A 14593-nucleotide genomic window follows, 5' to 3' on the forward strand; every position below is an offset into this window, starting at 1 on the left:
TTTTTTATGACATTTGCATAAATGTTTTGGAATAAATAGTAAATTTTCCGTATAAATTCCGTAAATTCTGCCGCGCGGCTCGTTCAGTTTGCGTTATGATTGCGGTACTCGGTAGGCGTTACGCCCAAATGCCGCTTGAACACCTTCGTGAAGTAGTTTGCATCCGTATAGCCGACCCGAACAGCGATTTCCCGTACCGGAATATCAGTCTGCTGCAGCAGCTCAACCGCACGGTCGATACGGTAGGCGGTCAAGTATTCAAGGAAGGTCTGGTTATACGAAGTGCGAAAAAAGCGTGAGAAGTAGAACGAACTCATGCCCATCGCCTCTGCCGCCTGATCAAGCGACACATCCTGCATGTAATGATGCTCCAGCCACACGGAAAACTGGGTGCAAAACGTATTTCCCGGCTTGTCCCCGCGCACCGCCGGACGGCTTTCCGGCAGAAGATTCAGCTTGCGCAGGCAGGCGGTAATCTGTGCGCTGTCAAACGGCTTGACCAGATAATCCGTTCCACCGGCCCGCATGGCGCCTACGGCGTAATCGAAGCGGTCGAAGGCAGTCAGGAATACAATGTGTGTTTCCGGCATGGCTTTGTGGATGATGGCTGCCGCATCAAGGCCGTTCATCACCGGCATTTCAATATCCATCAGCACCAGCTGCGGCTGAATTTGACGGGCGCGTTCAACCGCCTCCCGTCCGTTTGCAACTCCCTCGATGAGTGCATCCGCGCCAAGCAAATCGCGCATCTGTCCGCTCAGATTCTGCAGACTCAGCGGTTCGTCCTCCGCGATCAGTACCTTTAACATATATGCTCTTCCCCTTTCATGGGCAGTATGATGCGGGCTGTCGTGCCCAATCCGGGACAGCTGACAATGCGGAAGCTGCCGCCGGACAGCGCAATGCGTCCCGCGATATTCTGCAGGCCGATGGACCGGTGTCCCTCGGCGGTGTTCTGTTTCATTTTGCTGCGCGAGAAGCCGCCGCCGTTGTCTGTAATCTGGATGCGGCAGCCATTCGGTGTGCTCTCAGTGACAATGCGGATGCGGCCGCCCGCACTGCGGCTGCGCATGCCGTGTACGATAGAGTTTTCCACAATCGGCTGCAGTGTGAATTTCGGCAGTTCACAGGCCGCACAGCGGCTGTCGCAGTTCATCTCGAACGAAATACGTTCACCGAACCGCAGCTCCTGCAGGGAAATGTAGTCGCGCAGCAGCGCAAGCTCGCGGTCGAGTGTTACCACGCTGTCGTCATGGTCGAGCGTGTAGCGGAAGAAGTTCGCCAGCCGCACCACCATGTCGCCGGTGACGGTCGCCTGCTCGATTCCGGCCATGTTGGCCACGCTCTGCAGCGTGTTGAACAGAAAATGCGGGTTGATCTGGCTCTGCAGCTGCGCAAAGCGGCTCTGCTCGATCAGCTGCCGCAGGCGTGCTGCCTCGCTCTCCTGCTGACGCAGGGATTTTTCCAGCTGTGCTTCGCTTTCCAGTGCATGAATCGTCCGCGCAATCTGGTGCTTGAGGTGGTTGAACGAGTCGGCGAGCATACCGATCTCGTCCGAGCGTGCAAAGTTGAAGTCCTCAATGTCGTATTCGCCATCCGCGACGCGGCGTGCACCGCGGCTCATCTGCTGCACCGGCAGCAGCAGACTGCGTGCGTAGTACAGCATCGCGCCTGCAAACAGCACGCTGCCGATCGCGGCTACGATGGTAAATACCATGTTCTGCGAGGTACCCCGCTGACCGAGGACCAGATAGCCCTCGCGTCCCTCCATCAGAAACGCCGCCGTCAGCTGATCGGTGTATTGCGTCAGATAGCTGCCCTGTGTACGCAGAGCTTCGTAGTTCACCGCGTCAAATGTGCCGTCATGCAGCTGCGCGATGAACGTCTCCTGACGGACACGATAGCTTTTCATCGTGCGGTCGATGACCTGCTTAAGCACCTCGCTCTGCGTGCTGCCGTCGGTCTCTGCGCTGCGCAGCCGCTCCCACGCAGAGGCGGTGTCCTGCACGGCGTCCGCATATTTGTCGATCGTATCGGACTCGGGCGCCGCAAACGTCAGCTCGCCCAGAAGCGCATTTTCCTGCTCCATGGCGTTCATGTAGTCCGTGCAGCGTGCATATTCAGACAGGATATCATCGCTTTTCTCGCGGTAATCGTAAAAATCGTTCATTAACAGTCCCACCACCAGCAGAATGGGAATGACGAATGCGCAGCTCAGCACGATCGCCTTGTGCAAAATGGACAGACGCACCCACCATTGACGTACTCCGTGCACAGGCCCACCTCCTTTGTCAGATTTTATCATAAGCCAATTGATAAGCAATGTAAACCTTTTCCGGGCAGAAAAGGTAAAAAAACGCCGCACCGGCGGTGTGCAAAGGAAAACGCAGGAAGGCATCCCAAACGGACGCTTCCTGCGTTTCCTATTCAGTCTGATCCGGCGGCTTCATTATCGAATAACGCGATGAAAATGAAAGCGTTACGGCGACAGCTTCTCCCGGAGCATCGTGAGCAGCTGCTGCATATCGAACGGCTTGGAAAGATGGCCGTTCATGCCTGCCTTCTCTGCGTTCTGCCTGTCCTCGTCAAAGGCGTTCGCCGTCATGGCAACAATGGGCAGACCCGCCTTTTCGGCATCCGGCAGAGCGCGGATGGCACGCGCGGCCGCATAGCCGTCCATGATCGGCATCTGAATGTCCATCAGCACCAGATCATAGTACCCGGGCGCGCTCTCGCGCACCTTGTCTACCGCGATCTTTCCGTTTTCCGCCGTGTCCACCTCGAACCCGCCTTCCTCGAGCATCGTCACCGCGATTTCGCGGTTGAGGGCGTTATCCTCGACGACCAGCAGCCGTTTTCCGGCGAAATCCGCCTTTTTCTCCGTCTGTTCCGCAGCCTCTGCCGGAAGAAACGGCTCAGACAGTATGCGGCGCAGCTCGGACATGAACAGCGGCTTGGCGCAGAACGCAGTCACGCCTGCAGCCTTTGCCTCAACCTCGATATCCGCCCAGTCGTAGGCGGTCAGGATGATAATCGGGGTGTTGCTGCCAATCAGCCTGCGAATGCGGCGCACGACCTCAAGACCGTTCAGATCGGGTATCATCCAGTCGATGATAAAGACATCGAAGCCGTCACCCTGCTCGATCGCGTCCTGCGTGCGGACGACAGCCTCATGTCCCGAGGTTGTCCAGTCCGACCGCATGCCGATCATGCGCAGCATTTTGCTGACGTTCAGACAGGTGTTGGTGTCATCATCCGCCACAAGCGCGCGCAGGCCCTCAAGCTGCGGGATACGCTGCGGCACGGCCTGCTCTCCGCTGATGGGAAAGCGCAGGGAAACCGTAAATTCCGAGCCCTTCCCCGGCTCGCTCTCGACCGAAATACTGCCGCCCATCATATCGACCAGATTTTTCGTAATCGCCATGCCGAGACCGGTTCCCTGAATTTTGCTCACGGTCGAGGTCTCCTCGCGCGCAAACTGCTCGAAGATATGCTCCTGAAACGCCGAGCTCATGCCGATGCCGGTATCACGGATATGAAATTCATAATCCACACTTCCATGCGGTGCGGTCTGCTTCTGAACGATGCGCAGGGTGATCATGCCGCCTACCGGGGTGAACTTGATGGCATTGGACAGGATGTTGAGCATGATCTGGTTGAGACGCATGGGGTCGGCAACAACATCCTCATCCTCCACATCGACCATGTCGATGAAAAGCGAAATGCGCTTGGCGGTGATGCTCGACTGGATGATATCGCGCAGGTCGTGCACCAGCTCGGGCAGGTGCACCGGGCGCAGTTCGAGAGAAACCTTGCCGCTCTCGATACGGCTCATATCGAGCACATCGTTGATGAGCGAGAGCAGATGCTGGCTCGCCGTCGCGGTCTTTTTCAGGTAGTCGAGCACCTGCTCACGGTTGTCGATATGGGTGGCCGCAAGCGAGGTGAAGCCGATGATCGCGTTCATCGGCGTGCGGATGTCGTGCGACATATTGAACAGAAATTCGCGCTTGGCGCGGTTTGCCGCCGTTTCCTGACGGATAGCGCGTTCAAGCTCGGCGTTCTTCTGCTCAAGTGAGGTCTGATATTCCTTTTCGAGCGTTTTCTGCTGCTGGAGGAAGCTCTTTTCCGTTCCTCGCCGCACGAACAGGAGCAGCGTTAGAACGATCGCACAGGCGAAGAACGATACGATCAAATTGATCGGCGTGTCCCTGTAGAGCAGTCTGCCCGGGACATATATATAGTAGTAGAAGTTGCGCCCGTGGCTGTACATGCCGTAATATCGGGTCAGGCCCCTGCGTCCGGCATAGACCAGCCGGTCGGCATGGCCGCTCGAGCGGATGCGGCGGAGCAGATCATTTTCCGTGGTATCCGTACCGATGAGGGACGGCTCGTCCGACGCAGTTACGCGATTGCCATCCGACAGGAGCACGGTTCCCGTGGTCTCGGCGTCGTAGCCGTCGAGCAGATTCTGCACGGAGAGCACGGATTTCTTTGCGAACGCCGCCCCGGTGTGCCGCCAGCCAAGCACCGCGCCGCGTCCGTCCGCGCAGCTGCGCACGGCAGCGTCGGCAAACGAGCCGTCGGTCAGCTGCACGCGCCGAACATAGGTGCTCTGCGGATGACCGATCACGGCGAGCACGCGCTCGACTTCCAGATCGGTTTGCAGGCGGGTATAGCCGATGCTGTCCGCGCTGTACTCGCAGACCAGCCTGCCGTTCGCGTCCAGCACTGAAATACCGGTCAGCCCCAGCCGCTCCACATACTGCCGCAGCTCGTCCTCGCCGCAGTCGAGCGTCACGCCGTCCAGCTCCTGAACGGCGGTCGTTTCGCGCACAAGTGCCTTGGCCACGGCGATTTCGTTATACTGCACATAGGAGGAGGACTGCTCCTTTACAAAGTCGATCAGCTCGGTCATGCGCCGCTCGCAGTCCTGCATATCCGCGTGCCGGGACAGCAGGAATACCGCACCGAGGAACAAAAGCCCCGCCGCGAGGCACAGGCACCAGAACGTCCTTCGGGAGACGATGCGCCGGGAATTATTGTTCAAGCTGCTCCACCTCCAGACTGCGCGCGGGGACCTCGGGATATTTTCCGACCAGCTGTTTCATGCTGCCGTCCTCGCGCATCTGCGTGAAAACCTCGGTCAGCTGCGCCGCCAGGCCGCGTGTGTCGTTCTTGGAAAATGCCACGCCGATGCCGGTCGTCAGCAGCGGTTCATCCAGAATACGGAAGTTCGCGCCGTAGTCCTTCATATACTGCCGGATGGCCTCCTCGTGTGCCGCGACCGCGTCCACATAGCCGCAGTCCAGCATGGCATACTGCACACTGCTTTCAGCAAGGCTGATGATATTTCGGAAAGCCGGGACGTTTTCGTCTCCGCTCAAAAAGATCGCCTCCGGCTTGCCGGTGGACTGCACCGCGATAGTCTTTCCGGCGAGGTCGCTCATTCGCTCGATGCTGCTCTGCTCGCTGACGGCGATGACCTGACGGCTTACCAGATACGGTCCCGCCCACTGATAGTCATTCTCGCGGCCGTCCATGGAAAAGCAGTCCCAGATGCAGTCGATTTCTCCGTTATCGACCAGTTTGGTTTTCTGTTCCCAGTCGATCGTGGTGAATTCCGCGCGGTATCCCATGCGGCGGAATGCCTCCTCCGCAATATCCACGTCCAGACCGGTAATGTCGCCGTTATTGTCCATATAGACATAAGGCGGATAGGTGTCGCTGCCGACGGTAATCGTCGGGAGTGTGCTGTCGGACGCCGCATCCGAGACGCAGCCGGACAGCAGACCCGCCGTCAGCATGGTCAAAAGCGCCAGAGCGCATCTTACCCGTTTGTGTCTGTTCATACCGATGATGGTGTCCTCTCCCTCTTACTCGTTGTCTGTGCCGCAAATCGGCACAATCCACTCCTCATTATACACGCTGCCGCACTCCTGCACAACAGAAATTTCCGCCGTCGGCGCTGACCGTCGGCGCTGACGGAAATTTTCCTTTATTCCGCATTGCATTAGTAGTATAATAAAATGGTGAAGTTGGTCAAATTCCGGTAAACAAAGGGAGGGAGGGCGACCCGGCTGCGGTCGAACGACTATGAACCGACAGAAAATTCTGATTGTTGACGACTCGGAACTCAACCGAGAAATGCTCAAGGCAATCCTCGGCGAGGAATATGACTACGCGGAGGCAGAGGACGGTGCGCAAGCCATCCTCATGCTCCAGCAGGATATGAATATCGACCTGCTGCTGCTGGATATCAATATGCCGAAAATCGACGGCTTCGGCGTGCTCGAGCGCCTGAATCAGTTCCGCTGGATCGAGGAGCTGCCAGTCATCATGATCTCCGCCACCGAGGACCGTGCGGTTATCGAGCGCTGTTACAGCCTCGGCATTACCGACTATATCCGCCGTCCGTTCGACTCCTTCATCGTGCAGCGCCGCGTCAAAAACACGCTCACGCTCTACGCCAACCAGAAGCGGCTGATGGGCATGGTCTCCGACCAGATCTATCAGAACGAGAAGGACAGCCATGTCATGATTGGCATCCTCAGTCATATCGTCGAGTTCCGCAACAGCGAGAGCGCACAGCATGTGCTTCAGGTGCAGACCGTGACCGAAATGCTGCTGCGCAAGCTGACCGAAAAGACCGATGTATACGGTCTGACCGAGGACAAGATCCGCCTCATCACCACCGCGTCCGCCCTGCACGACATCGGCAAGATCAGCATCCCCGAGAACATTCTGAACAAGGCGGGCGCACTGACGCCCGAGGAATTCAACATCATCCGCACCCATCCCGCCATCGGCGCATCCATGCTTGAGGGGTTGACGCAATACCGCGACGAGCCGCTGGTCAAGGTCGCCATCGAGATCTGCCGCTGGCACCACGAGCGCTGGGACGGCGGCGGCTATCCGGACGGCCTGCTCGGTGAACAGATCCCGATCTCGGCGCAGGTAGTCGCACTGGCGGACGTATTTGACGCGCTGACCAGTGACCGCTGCTACAAAAAGGCATACACCCACGACACCGCCATCACTATGATCCTCAACGGAGAGTGCGGCGCGTTCAACCCGATGCTGCTCGACTGCCTGCAGGAGATCAGCATGCGTCTCCGGAGCGCACTGCCGACGCTTGCCGCCGATCAAGTGCTCCGCCGCGACGCAAAGCGCCTGTCTGCTGAGCTGCTGCAAAAGAGCGCTGTACCGCACAGCGACCGCGCCCAGCGCGAGCTGAATTATGTCAAGGAAAAGCTGGATTTCTTTGTCTCCTGCTGCGGCGATGTGCAGTTTGAGTATGACGTTCCTGCCGGTACCATCATAATAGCCGACCGAAGCCGTCCGCGTCAGCAGCAGTGCACGATACTGGACGTGCATGAAACGGACAGTCTCCGACTGCTGCGGCCGGCCGATATTGCGCGGCTCAGAGCCGCTCTCAAGGCCACAACGCCCGAGAACAACGAGCTTTCGCTCAGCCTGCTTCTGCCGGTCGGGCGCAAGCAGCACTGGCACAACATCCGGATGCACACGCTCTGGTCGCCGTTCTCCCCCGGTCACTATGTCGGCGTGATCGGCTGTCTGACTGATGCACAGAAGGTGCAGGGCGGCTATGCGCCCTTCCGCTGCACAGGCAAAAGCGCGACGGACGAGCCGTCGATCACCAACGATATCCAGCGTCTGAGCGCGGTCTTTGATGTCGTCCGTCTGGTTGATCCGACAAAATACGCCGTGCTCGATCTCGATGCGGACGGCATTCTGCACCACACAGGCGAGCGCTGCGCCGCGTTCTGGGATAACGATGCGGGCTGCGCAAACTGCATCTCCGCACGGGCGTTTGCTGAGCATACTACGCTCAACAAGCTCGAATTTACACGAAATGAGATGTATTTCGTCATCTCCAAGTATATTACGATCAACGGCACGCCCTGCGTGCTCGAGCTGGTCTCGCGGCTCAACGAGGGCCGCTGGATTGACGCAAACGGCTCGCGTTTTCTGCTTGACCGCACGCGCGGCGAGGATATGCAGCTGTTCCTCGACCCGCTGACCAACGTCTATTCGCGCCGCTATTTTGAAACCTACCGCACCCACCTTGAGGGCATGGAGGGCGTGGCGCTGATGGATGTAAACAACTTCAAGCTCATCAACGATCGCTGCGGCCACGCCGCAGGCGATGCGGCGCTGCGCGACATTGCAAACGCGGTGCGCTCCTGCATCCGCAAGACCGATATTCTGATCCGCTACGGCGGCGACGAGTTCCTGCTGCTGTTTCCGCGCATGACCGAGGAGGCTTTTCTCGACAAGAAAAAGCAGATCCAGCAGGCCGTGCGCGGAATCCGCATGTCGGAGTTTGCGGATGTCCAGCTTTCGGTCAGCATCGGCGGCATCTGCGGTGTACATCCGATCACAGAGGCTATCCGCAAGGCGGATTATCTGATGTATCTGGACAAGGCAGAGCAAAAGTCCTGAAAAGCGAAATCCCCTGCCGGGGAGACAGAAAATCTGTCCCCGGCAGGGGATTTTTTGCGTTCTTTCCAAGCGGCAGCCGCGGCAGCGCGACGGAGCCTGCGCAAGGAGCCGCGTCTTTAATTTTGTGCTGCCGCAGCTTTCTCGACCGAAACGACCGTGCCGTCAAACGAATCGACCTCGGATACCGTGCCCGTATAAGTCACAGTGACCGAATCGCCCTCTGCGGCATCGTCCAGACCCTTCGGCGTATCGGAGGGATCGTAGGTAAATTCATAGGCGGCACCCTCGGCATCCGTTACAACGAACATGCCGTTCTTCTTCTCATCGAGCGAGCCGGTGAGCGTGTTTTCCTGCTGCTGTTCGCTGCTCGAGGACGAGGCCGCCGCAGACGATGCTGTACCGGTATCCGTATTTTCGGCGGGCTTGCTGCCGCAGGCCGAAAGCGATGCAGCCAGCAGAGCCGTGCACGCAAATACCATCAGTGTTTTTTTCATGTAAAAAGCCTTCTTTCTAAGAGAACAGTATCTGTCCTCTTTCTCTCTATTAGACGAAGCACGTCTAAAAAGGTTCCGGCTTCTGAAAAATTTTTTTCACGGATTTTTTGGGCGGTCCGCCGCACCCGGTCACATCTGTTCGACGGCTTCCTCGGTCAGCAGCCGCAGCAGGTCTCCCGGCGGCAGAGGACGGGAGAAATAATAGCCCTGAATCATGTCCACGTTCCAGCTCCGCAGCAGCTCCATCTCCTCCTGCGTCTCCACACCCTCCGCAATGATGCGGTAGCCGAGACGGCAGAAGGCGGATACGATGCTCTGGTAGAAGAGCGCGGCGTTTTTGTCCGTGCAGATGTGGAACAGCAGCGAACGGTCGAGCTTGATGACCGAGAACGGCAGCTGCATGACCGTATTCAGGTTGGCGTAGCCCGAGCCGAAATCGTCCAGGCACAGGCCGATGCCGACCGCCTGAAAACTCTCCGCCACCCGGGTCAGGCTCGCGGAGTACTCGGTCGCAACCGTTTCGGTAATCTCAAACTGGAAGCAGGAGTACGGCAGACCGTATTCGTCCAGAATGCGGATCAAGTGGTTTCCGCCATCGCTGTGAATAAGATCGAGCGGCGAAAGATTGATCTTGACGTTCGCAATGCTCGCGCGAAGCGCCGGGTTTTCGCGCAGAAAACGGCAGACGCGCCGCAGCTGAAGCTCGGTGATCTGGCTGATAAGGCGGTTCTTCTCCGCAAGGCGGATAAAAATATCCGGTGAAATCCAGCCAAGCGTGGGATGCCGCAGGCGGCTGAGCGCCTCAAGGGTGACAAAGCGCTGCTGATGCAGCGAATAGACCGGCTGATAATAGACCTCGAACAGATCCTCGTCGATCGCGCGGTGCAGGAACTGCTCGACCTGCTTGTTGTAGTAAAAGCTGTCCCGGTTCTTGCGGTCGTTCTGGATGACCTCAGTCCCGCCGCTGCGTGCTGCGAGAGATTCGAGATATTCCGCATAATCCAGCACAAGACCGCCCGTTCCCAGCTTTTCCGCGCCCACCACGCCGCACAGGATGACCGGCGAGGGAGCGGCCTGCGCGTCGTCCGGCTGCGTGTGGAACACCTGCCGCAGGCTCGTCAGGCAGGTTTCGTACTCGCGCAGCGAGAACGTCAGCAGCAGAAACCGCTTACCTGTCACGCGGAACACGTTCCTGCCCGCGATCTCCTGCATGTGCTCGGCCGCGCGGCGCAGAAATTCGTCGCCGCTCTGCACGCCCGAGACTTTGTTCATGTGGTCAAGCTGGTAGGCGTAGACCGTGATGATGTGAAAGGCCTTATGCGCGTCGGTCAGCTCGTTCATGCGGCGCAGCAGATACTGCTTGTCATTCAGTCCGGTCAGGCTGTCCATGCACGCGCAGGGATTGTTGATGGTCAGATACATTGCGAGAATGCTGAGCGAAAGGCCGAAGCCGGTCGTCAGCACCGCGGGATTGGCGGCCTGCGCGGCGATGCCGAAGGCGGCGAGCAAAAAGACCGTAAGCAGCGCCGTCAGATTGCGGCGGCTGACCGCATCCCGGTGCACCGCGACAAAAATCGCTGCCGCCGCGATGTGCAGCAGGGCGCTGATATACAGCAGCAGATACCACGGACCGTGGCAGTAACCGGTGCTGTCGAAATAGAACAGCTTTTCGGTGAAGGGGTTGGTCAGAATGATAAAGACCAGAGCGATAGTCGGAATGCCCATGCGCAGCACGGTTCCGGTGGAGATCACGCGGCTCGAGCACAGTGTACAGACATAGTACAGCAGCATGAGCGGCAGAATCGCCTGAAACAGATAGAACACGGTGTTCGAGAGCATGCGGCCGACGCCGAAGCTGTACGGAGCGTACAGAATGAAGCATGTACTGACCAGCTCAGCGAGAACGTCCAGACTGACGACAGTCAGCAGGCGGCGGAACATGAGGCTGTTCCGGTCATCCATCTGCCGCTGATGAGAATACTGCCACAGAACAACCAGCAGCACCGCCATCCCGGCGATCAGATAATGTAGATTGGTTGTCATTCCGTGTCCCCTCCCAGTTTGGTTTCATTTCTCTTCAAATAGGCGTCCGCCTCCGCCTTCCATGCGCTGATGCTGCGCGATTTTCCGTCCTCGTCGCACAGGCGGCTGAAGCCGTAGGTCATCGTGATGCGGGCGCGTGGCGCACAGGTGCGGTTGTACCGCGCGACAATCGCGCTGAACTGCCGGTGCAGCTGCCCCGAATTTGCCCTTGGCTCGGGACGGATGAGGGCGAACTCGTTTCCGCCGGTGCGGAAGCACGATACGCTTTCGCCTCCGTCCTCGCACGCGCGGCAGAAGTCTGCAACGCACCGTGCGGCGGCGATGACCGCCTCATCCCCTGCCTGAAGGCCGAGGCGGTCGTTGCGCTCGTTCAGGCCCTCCAGCCGGATATAGGTCAGCACCGCATCGCGGCATCCGACCTCGCCGGTGCGGATGCGCTCCATGTATTCCTCAAACGCGCGGCGATTCGGCAGACCGGTCATACGATCCTCGCGCTGCATCTGATGGCTGATGCGGTGCTCCATGTGAAAGCGCATATCCTCGGTCGCCTGTCCGAGTAGCTCACGGAAGAGCAGGATGATGAACAGCAGCACGCCAAACTGGAATATTGCATCGTACCAGTAGATGTGCAGCAGGCCGTACAGGACGAGCGCTGCCACGCCGAACACGCCCAGTGCGGCGAACGCCGCAATACGCAGCCGGAGCTGCTGCGAAGGCTGCTCGCGGTACGACCGAAGCAGCACGGTCAGCATCGCTGCGACGCCTGCCGCCAGAAGCAGGTGCGTCAGCGGCAGCATATCAATAAACCGGATGTCGAAAAGCCGGTACGCCGCGCCCTGTGCGAGCGCGTTGGCGCAGAACAGTGCAATGCATACATCGGGAACGAGCCGCCGTCTGCCGCTTATCGTGTTGCGGACAAAATGCACCATCGGAATAGACATCAGCATAAAGGCGTAAAAGGAAACGACGCTTCCGGCGGCAGTATCCCGTCCGTAAATCTGATACAGAGCGGAATCGGTCAGGCACCACAGGCTGCACAGCAGCAGAAAGACCGCCACATCGAGGAAGCGGCGCTCACGGATGCCGCCGCTGCTCATGTAGCAGAAGATCAGCAGCGCCAGCACAGCGAGGATGACCATGGCGAGCATCATGACCAGGGAAAACAGTGAGGTCTGGATATGGTGGCCGGTGATGCTCCGCACCGAGCCGAGCAGAGGCGCGTCAAACCTGCCGGTCCGGTCGGAAAGCTGCGTAAAGGTCAGGCTGAGCGTCTGTCCGCCGATATTGTCCGGAAGCTCCGCATCCGCCCACAGGCGACCCTTCATCTGCGTGTTTTTCGGAAAAGCGTTGTCCTCGTAGCGATAGAGCAGCGTTTCGCCCGCACGGATCTCGATGCCGTATTCCACGCCGCGCGCGCTCAGCATCTTTCCGGCATCGCGGGCGATCAGCGTGTCGTTATACAGGGTAAGCGTCTGCCCCGGCTCAGCCGGAAGCGTGACGGGGAGCGTAATCTCGCGCCGCACGCCGTCCGTCAGCTGATACCAGCCGGTATTAAGGGGGGAAAGCACCCTGTCCGGATCGTGCTGATGCAGTCCGGCAATGAGGAACGCCAGCATTGCCACGGTCAGCAGCAGGGCGGCCGTCTCTGCGGTGCACCGCAGGGTTTTGTGTTTCATGACTGTTCCTCCGTCCGGTCGTCTTCGTGATGGTGCTGCTTTTCCGCGTACATACGGCTGTCCGCCGTGATGCGCACCTGCGAAGCGTCACCGTCCTCCGGATAGCAGGCGCAGCCGCAGCTGACGCCGACCGAAAGCACTTTTTCTTCGATAACGATAGGCGCAGAGAGCATGGTCTGGATGCGCTCGGTCATGCGGCTGCGCTGCTTCTCGTCCATATCGGCGCTGACGATGAGCGCGAACTCATCGCCGCCGATGCGGAAGGCGTAGTCCCGGCTGCGGATGCAGCGCAGCAGCCGCGCGCTGATCTCCTTGAGCAGCCGGTCGCCCATGGCGTGACCGTAGGTATCGTTTACCGGCTTAAAGCGGTCGAGATCGAGGTAATACAGCACGAACGGCAGCTTTTTCGCCTCACAGATGTTCAGGACCCTGCTGAAATAGCGCTCGTTGAACAGGCCGGTCAGGCTGTCCGTGTTTGCCATGTTTTCCAGCTCGACCTTCTGTCCGATATCCTGCACAACCTGCATGACCACGGCGACCGTGCCGTCCGCATGCCACTCGACCGGGAGGACGGTCAGCACCATATAGGCGTTTTCCGTCCGGCTGCAATACTCGATTTTGAGATTGTCGTCCGGTTTCCGGAGCACGCTGCGCAGATAGTCCGGCGTAAGCAGCCGCGAGAGCTTGGCGTTTTCCGTTTCGGTCAGCGCGACATAGCGTTTAGAAATGATTTCGACCATTTCCGAATACTGTCCGGAGGTCGGATAGAGCGGCTCACTGCTCCGCAGCTCATGATAGCGGTAGCGTCCGGTATCCAGATTGACGACCATATAGCGATCGACGATGCGGCTCATGCTTTGCAGGAAACGGTCGCTCTTCATCTTTTCGCGCTCGAGGTTCAGCCGCTCCTCCTCCTCGCGCCGCAGGCGCAGCTGGTCCTCCATGCCCAGCGCCAGCACCACGATGATGACGGCGAAGATGCAGAGCGCGCCGAGCGCGATGATCGTAGACTGCTGCACGCTGAGCATCGCGCCGTCCACCTCATCCGTCTGGATGACGCCGACGAGCGACCAGTCCGAAAACGCGGTCGGAATCGCGACCAGATAGTTTCTCACCCCATCGCAGGTAAACTGCGCGCTTCCGCTCTTGCCGAGCTGGATACAGTCCCTGATATCATCCATGCTGCCATATTTCCAGTCAACATGGTCGGACAGGTCGTACAGGTTGGTCATTCCCTCGCACAGCTCGGTCTGCGGCTCAAGCTCCAGCACGATATCGCCGTTCGAGCGCACCACATAGCAGTCGCTCTGTCCGCCGTACATACTGCCGTCAACCAGATCATCGACCACGTCCGTGTCATAGCTGACCGCGATACCGGTGTAGGTCACGCCGTCCAGCGTCAGACTGCGGCTCATCGGCATCGCAAACGCGATCTTCGGCACACCGTAGGTTGCCGTATAGGTGGAGACGATTGGCTCGCCCTTGCTGTACATCTCCTGAAAAACGCCGTCGATGCTGTCGGCGCTGCCCTTTCGCCCATCTACCGTTAGATACTGCGTGCTCTCGTTGAACAGATAGAAGTCGCTGTAATGCCACAACAGCTTGTTGTTCTGCGCATCCGACCAGATGCTGTCAATATCCGCATCCTCCTGCATATTCTTCATCAGGCTGTCCCACTGGCTCAGCACGACCCAGTTTCGCTGCACGAACAGCGTGAAGGTCTTGGAGATTTGCGCATAGCTTTCAAGCAGATGATTCGAGCTTTCCTCATAGATCTGCATTCCGATGTAGTTGCTGTAAACGCCAATGCCTGCCGCGAACACTATGGCGAGAAGTGCGGTCAGCAGAGCAATGCTTGATCGCTTTTTCATGTTCTGCCCCTCCTTCGGTGAAATTTATTCATTCCATTTCCTA

At 58.6% G+C, this 14593-nt stretch carries 9 protein-coding genes; 1 reads left to right on the forward strand and 8 read right to left on the reverse strand.

The window, feature by feature from the left end; translation table 11 throughout:
- Nucleotides 1–83 precede the first annotated feature (83 nt).
- The 4 genes from C7386_RS05420 to C7386_RS05435 form a co-directional block, all read right to left on the reverse strand.
- Entirely contained in the window at nucleotides 84–809 is a 726-nt protein-coding gene (locus tag C7386_RS05420; protein ID WP_110436434.1) for a response regulator transcription factor, read from the reverse strand.
- Nucleotides 803–2275 carry a sensor histidine kinase gene (locus C7386_RS05425; RefSeq protein WP_165815473.1) on the reverse strand — a complete coding sequence of 491 codons (1473 nt, stop codon included), beginning with the start codon at nucleotides 2273–2275 and terminating at the stop codon, nucleotides 803–805. The genes C7386_RS05420 and C7386_RS05425 overlap by 7 nt, the downstream gene beginning before the upstream one ends.
- 204 nt (nucleotides 2276–2479) lie before the next feature.
- On the reverse strand, nucleotides 2480–5050 hold the full coding sequence (locus tag C7386_RS05430) for a hybrid sensor histidine kinase/response regulator (protein WP_252197262.1): 2571 nt from the start codon (nucleotides 5048–5050) through the stop codon (nucleotides 2480–2482).
- The gene (locus C7386_RS05435; protein ID WP_110436432.1) at nucleotides 5040–5852 is read right to left on the reverse strand and encodes a substrate-binding periplasmic protein; all 813 of its coding nucleotides are present in this window, start codon (nucleotides 5850–5852) and stop codon (nucleotides 5040–5042) included. The genes C7386_RS05430 and C7386_RS05435 overlap by 11 nt, the downstream gene beginning before the upstream one ends.
- A 244-nt stretch (nucleotides 5853–6096) precedes the next feature.
- On the opposite strand from C7386_RS05435, the gene C7386_RS05440 reads away from it, so the two are divergent.
- The gene (locus C7386_RS05440) at nucleotides 6097–8466 is read left to right on the forward strand and encodes an HD domain-containing phosphohydrolase (RefSeq protein ID WP_110436431.1); all 2370 of its coding nucleotides are present in this window, start codon (nucleotides 6097–6099) and stop codon (nucleotides 8464–8466) included.
- A gap of 116 nt (nucleotides 8467–8582) precedes the next feature.
- Here the strand turns inward: C7386_RS05440 and C7386_RS05445 are convergent, their stop codons facing one another.
- The 4 genes from C7386_RS05445 to C7386_RS05460 form a co-directional block, all read right to left on the reverse strand.
- On the reverse strand, nucleotides 8583–8960 hold the full coding sequence (locus tag C7386_RS05445) for a hypothetical protein (protein ID WP_110436430.1): 378 nt from the start codon (nucleotides 8958–8960) through the stop codon (nucleotides 8583–8585).
- Nucleotides 8961–9089: 129 nt separating this feature from the next.
- Entirely contained in the window at nucleotides 9090–11003 is a 1914-nt protein-coding gene (locus tag C7386_RS05450; RefSeq protein ID WP_116704978.1) for a GGDEF domain-containing phosphodiesterase, read from the reverse strand.
- Nucleotides 11000–12679, reverse strand: coding sequence for a sensor domain-containing diguanylate cyclase (locus C7386_RS05455; protein ID WP_116704979.1), 1680 nt, complete (start codon nucleotides 12677–12679; stop codon nucleotides 11000–11002). The genes C7386_RS05450 and C7386_RS05455 overlap by 4 nt, the downstream gene beginning before the upstream one ends.
- Complete coding sequence (locus C7386_RS05460; protein ID WP_116704980.1) at nucleotides 12676–14550, reverse strand: diguanylate cyclase; 1875 nt, start codon at nucleotides 14548–14550, stop codon at nucleotides 12676–12678. Before C7386_RS05460 ends, C7386_RS05455 begins: the two co-directional genes overlap by 4 nt.
- Between the last annotated feature and the right edge of the window lie 43 nt (nucleotides 14551–14593).

The organism is Agathobaculum butyriciproducens, assembly GCA_003096535.1.
Lineage (GTDB): Bacteria > Bacillota > Clostridia > Oscillospirales > Butyricicoccaceae > Agathobaculum > Agathobaculum butyriciproducens.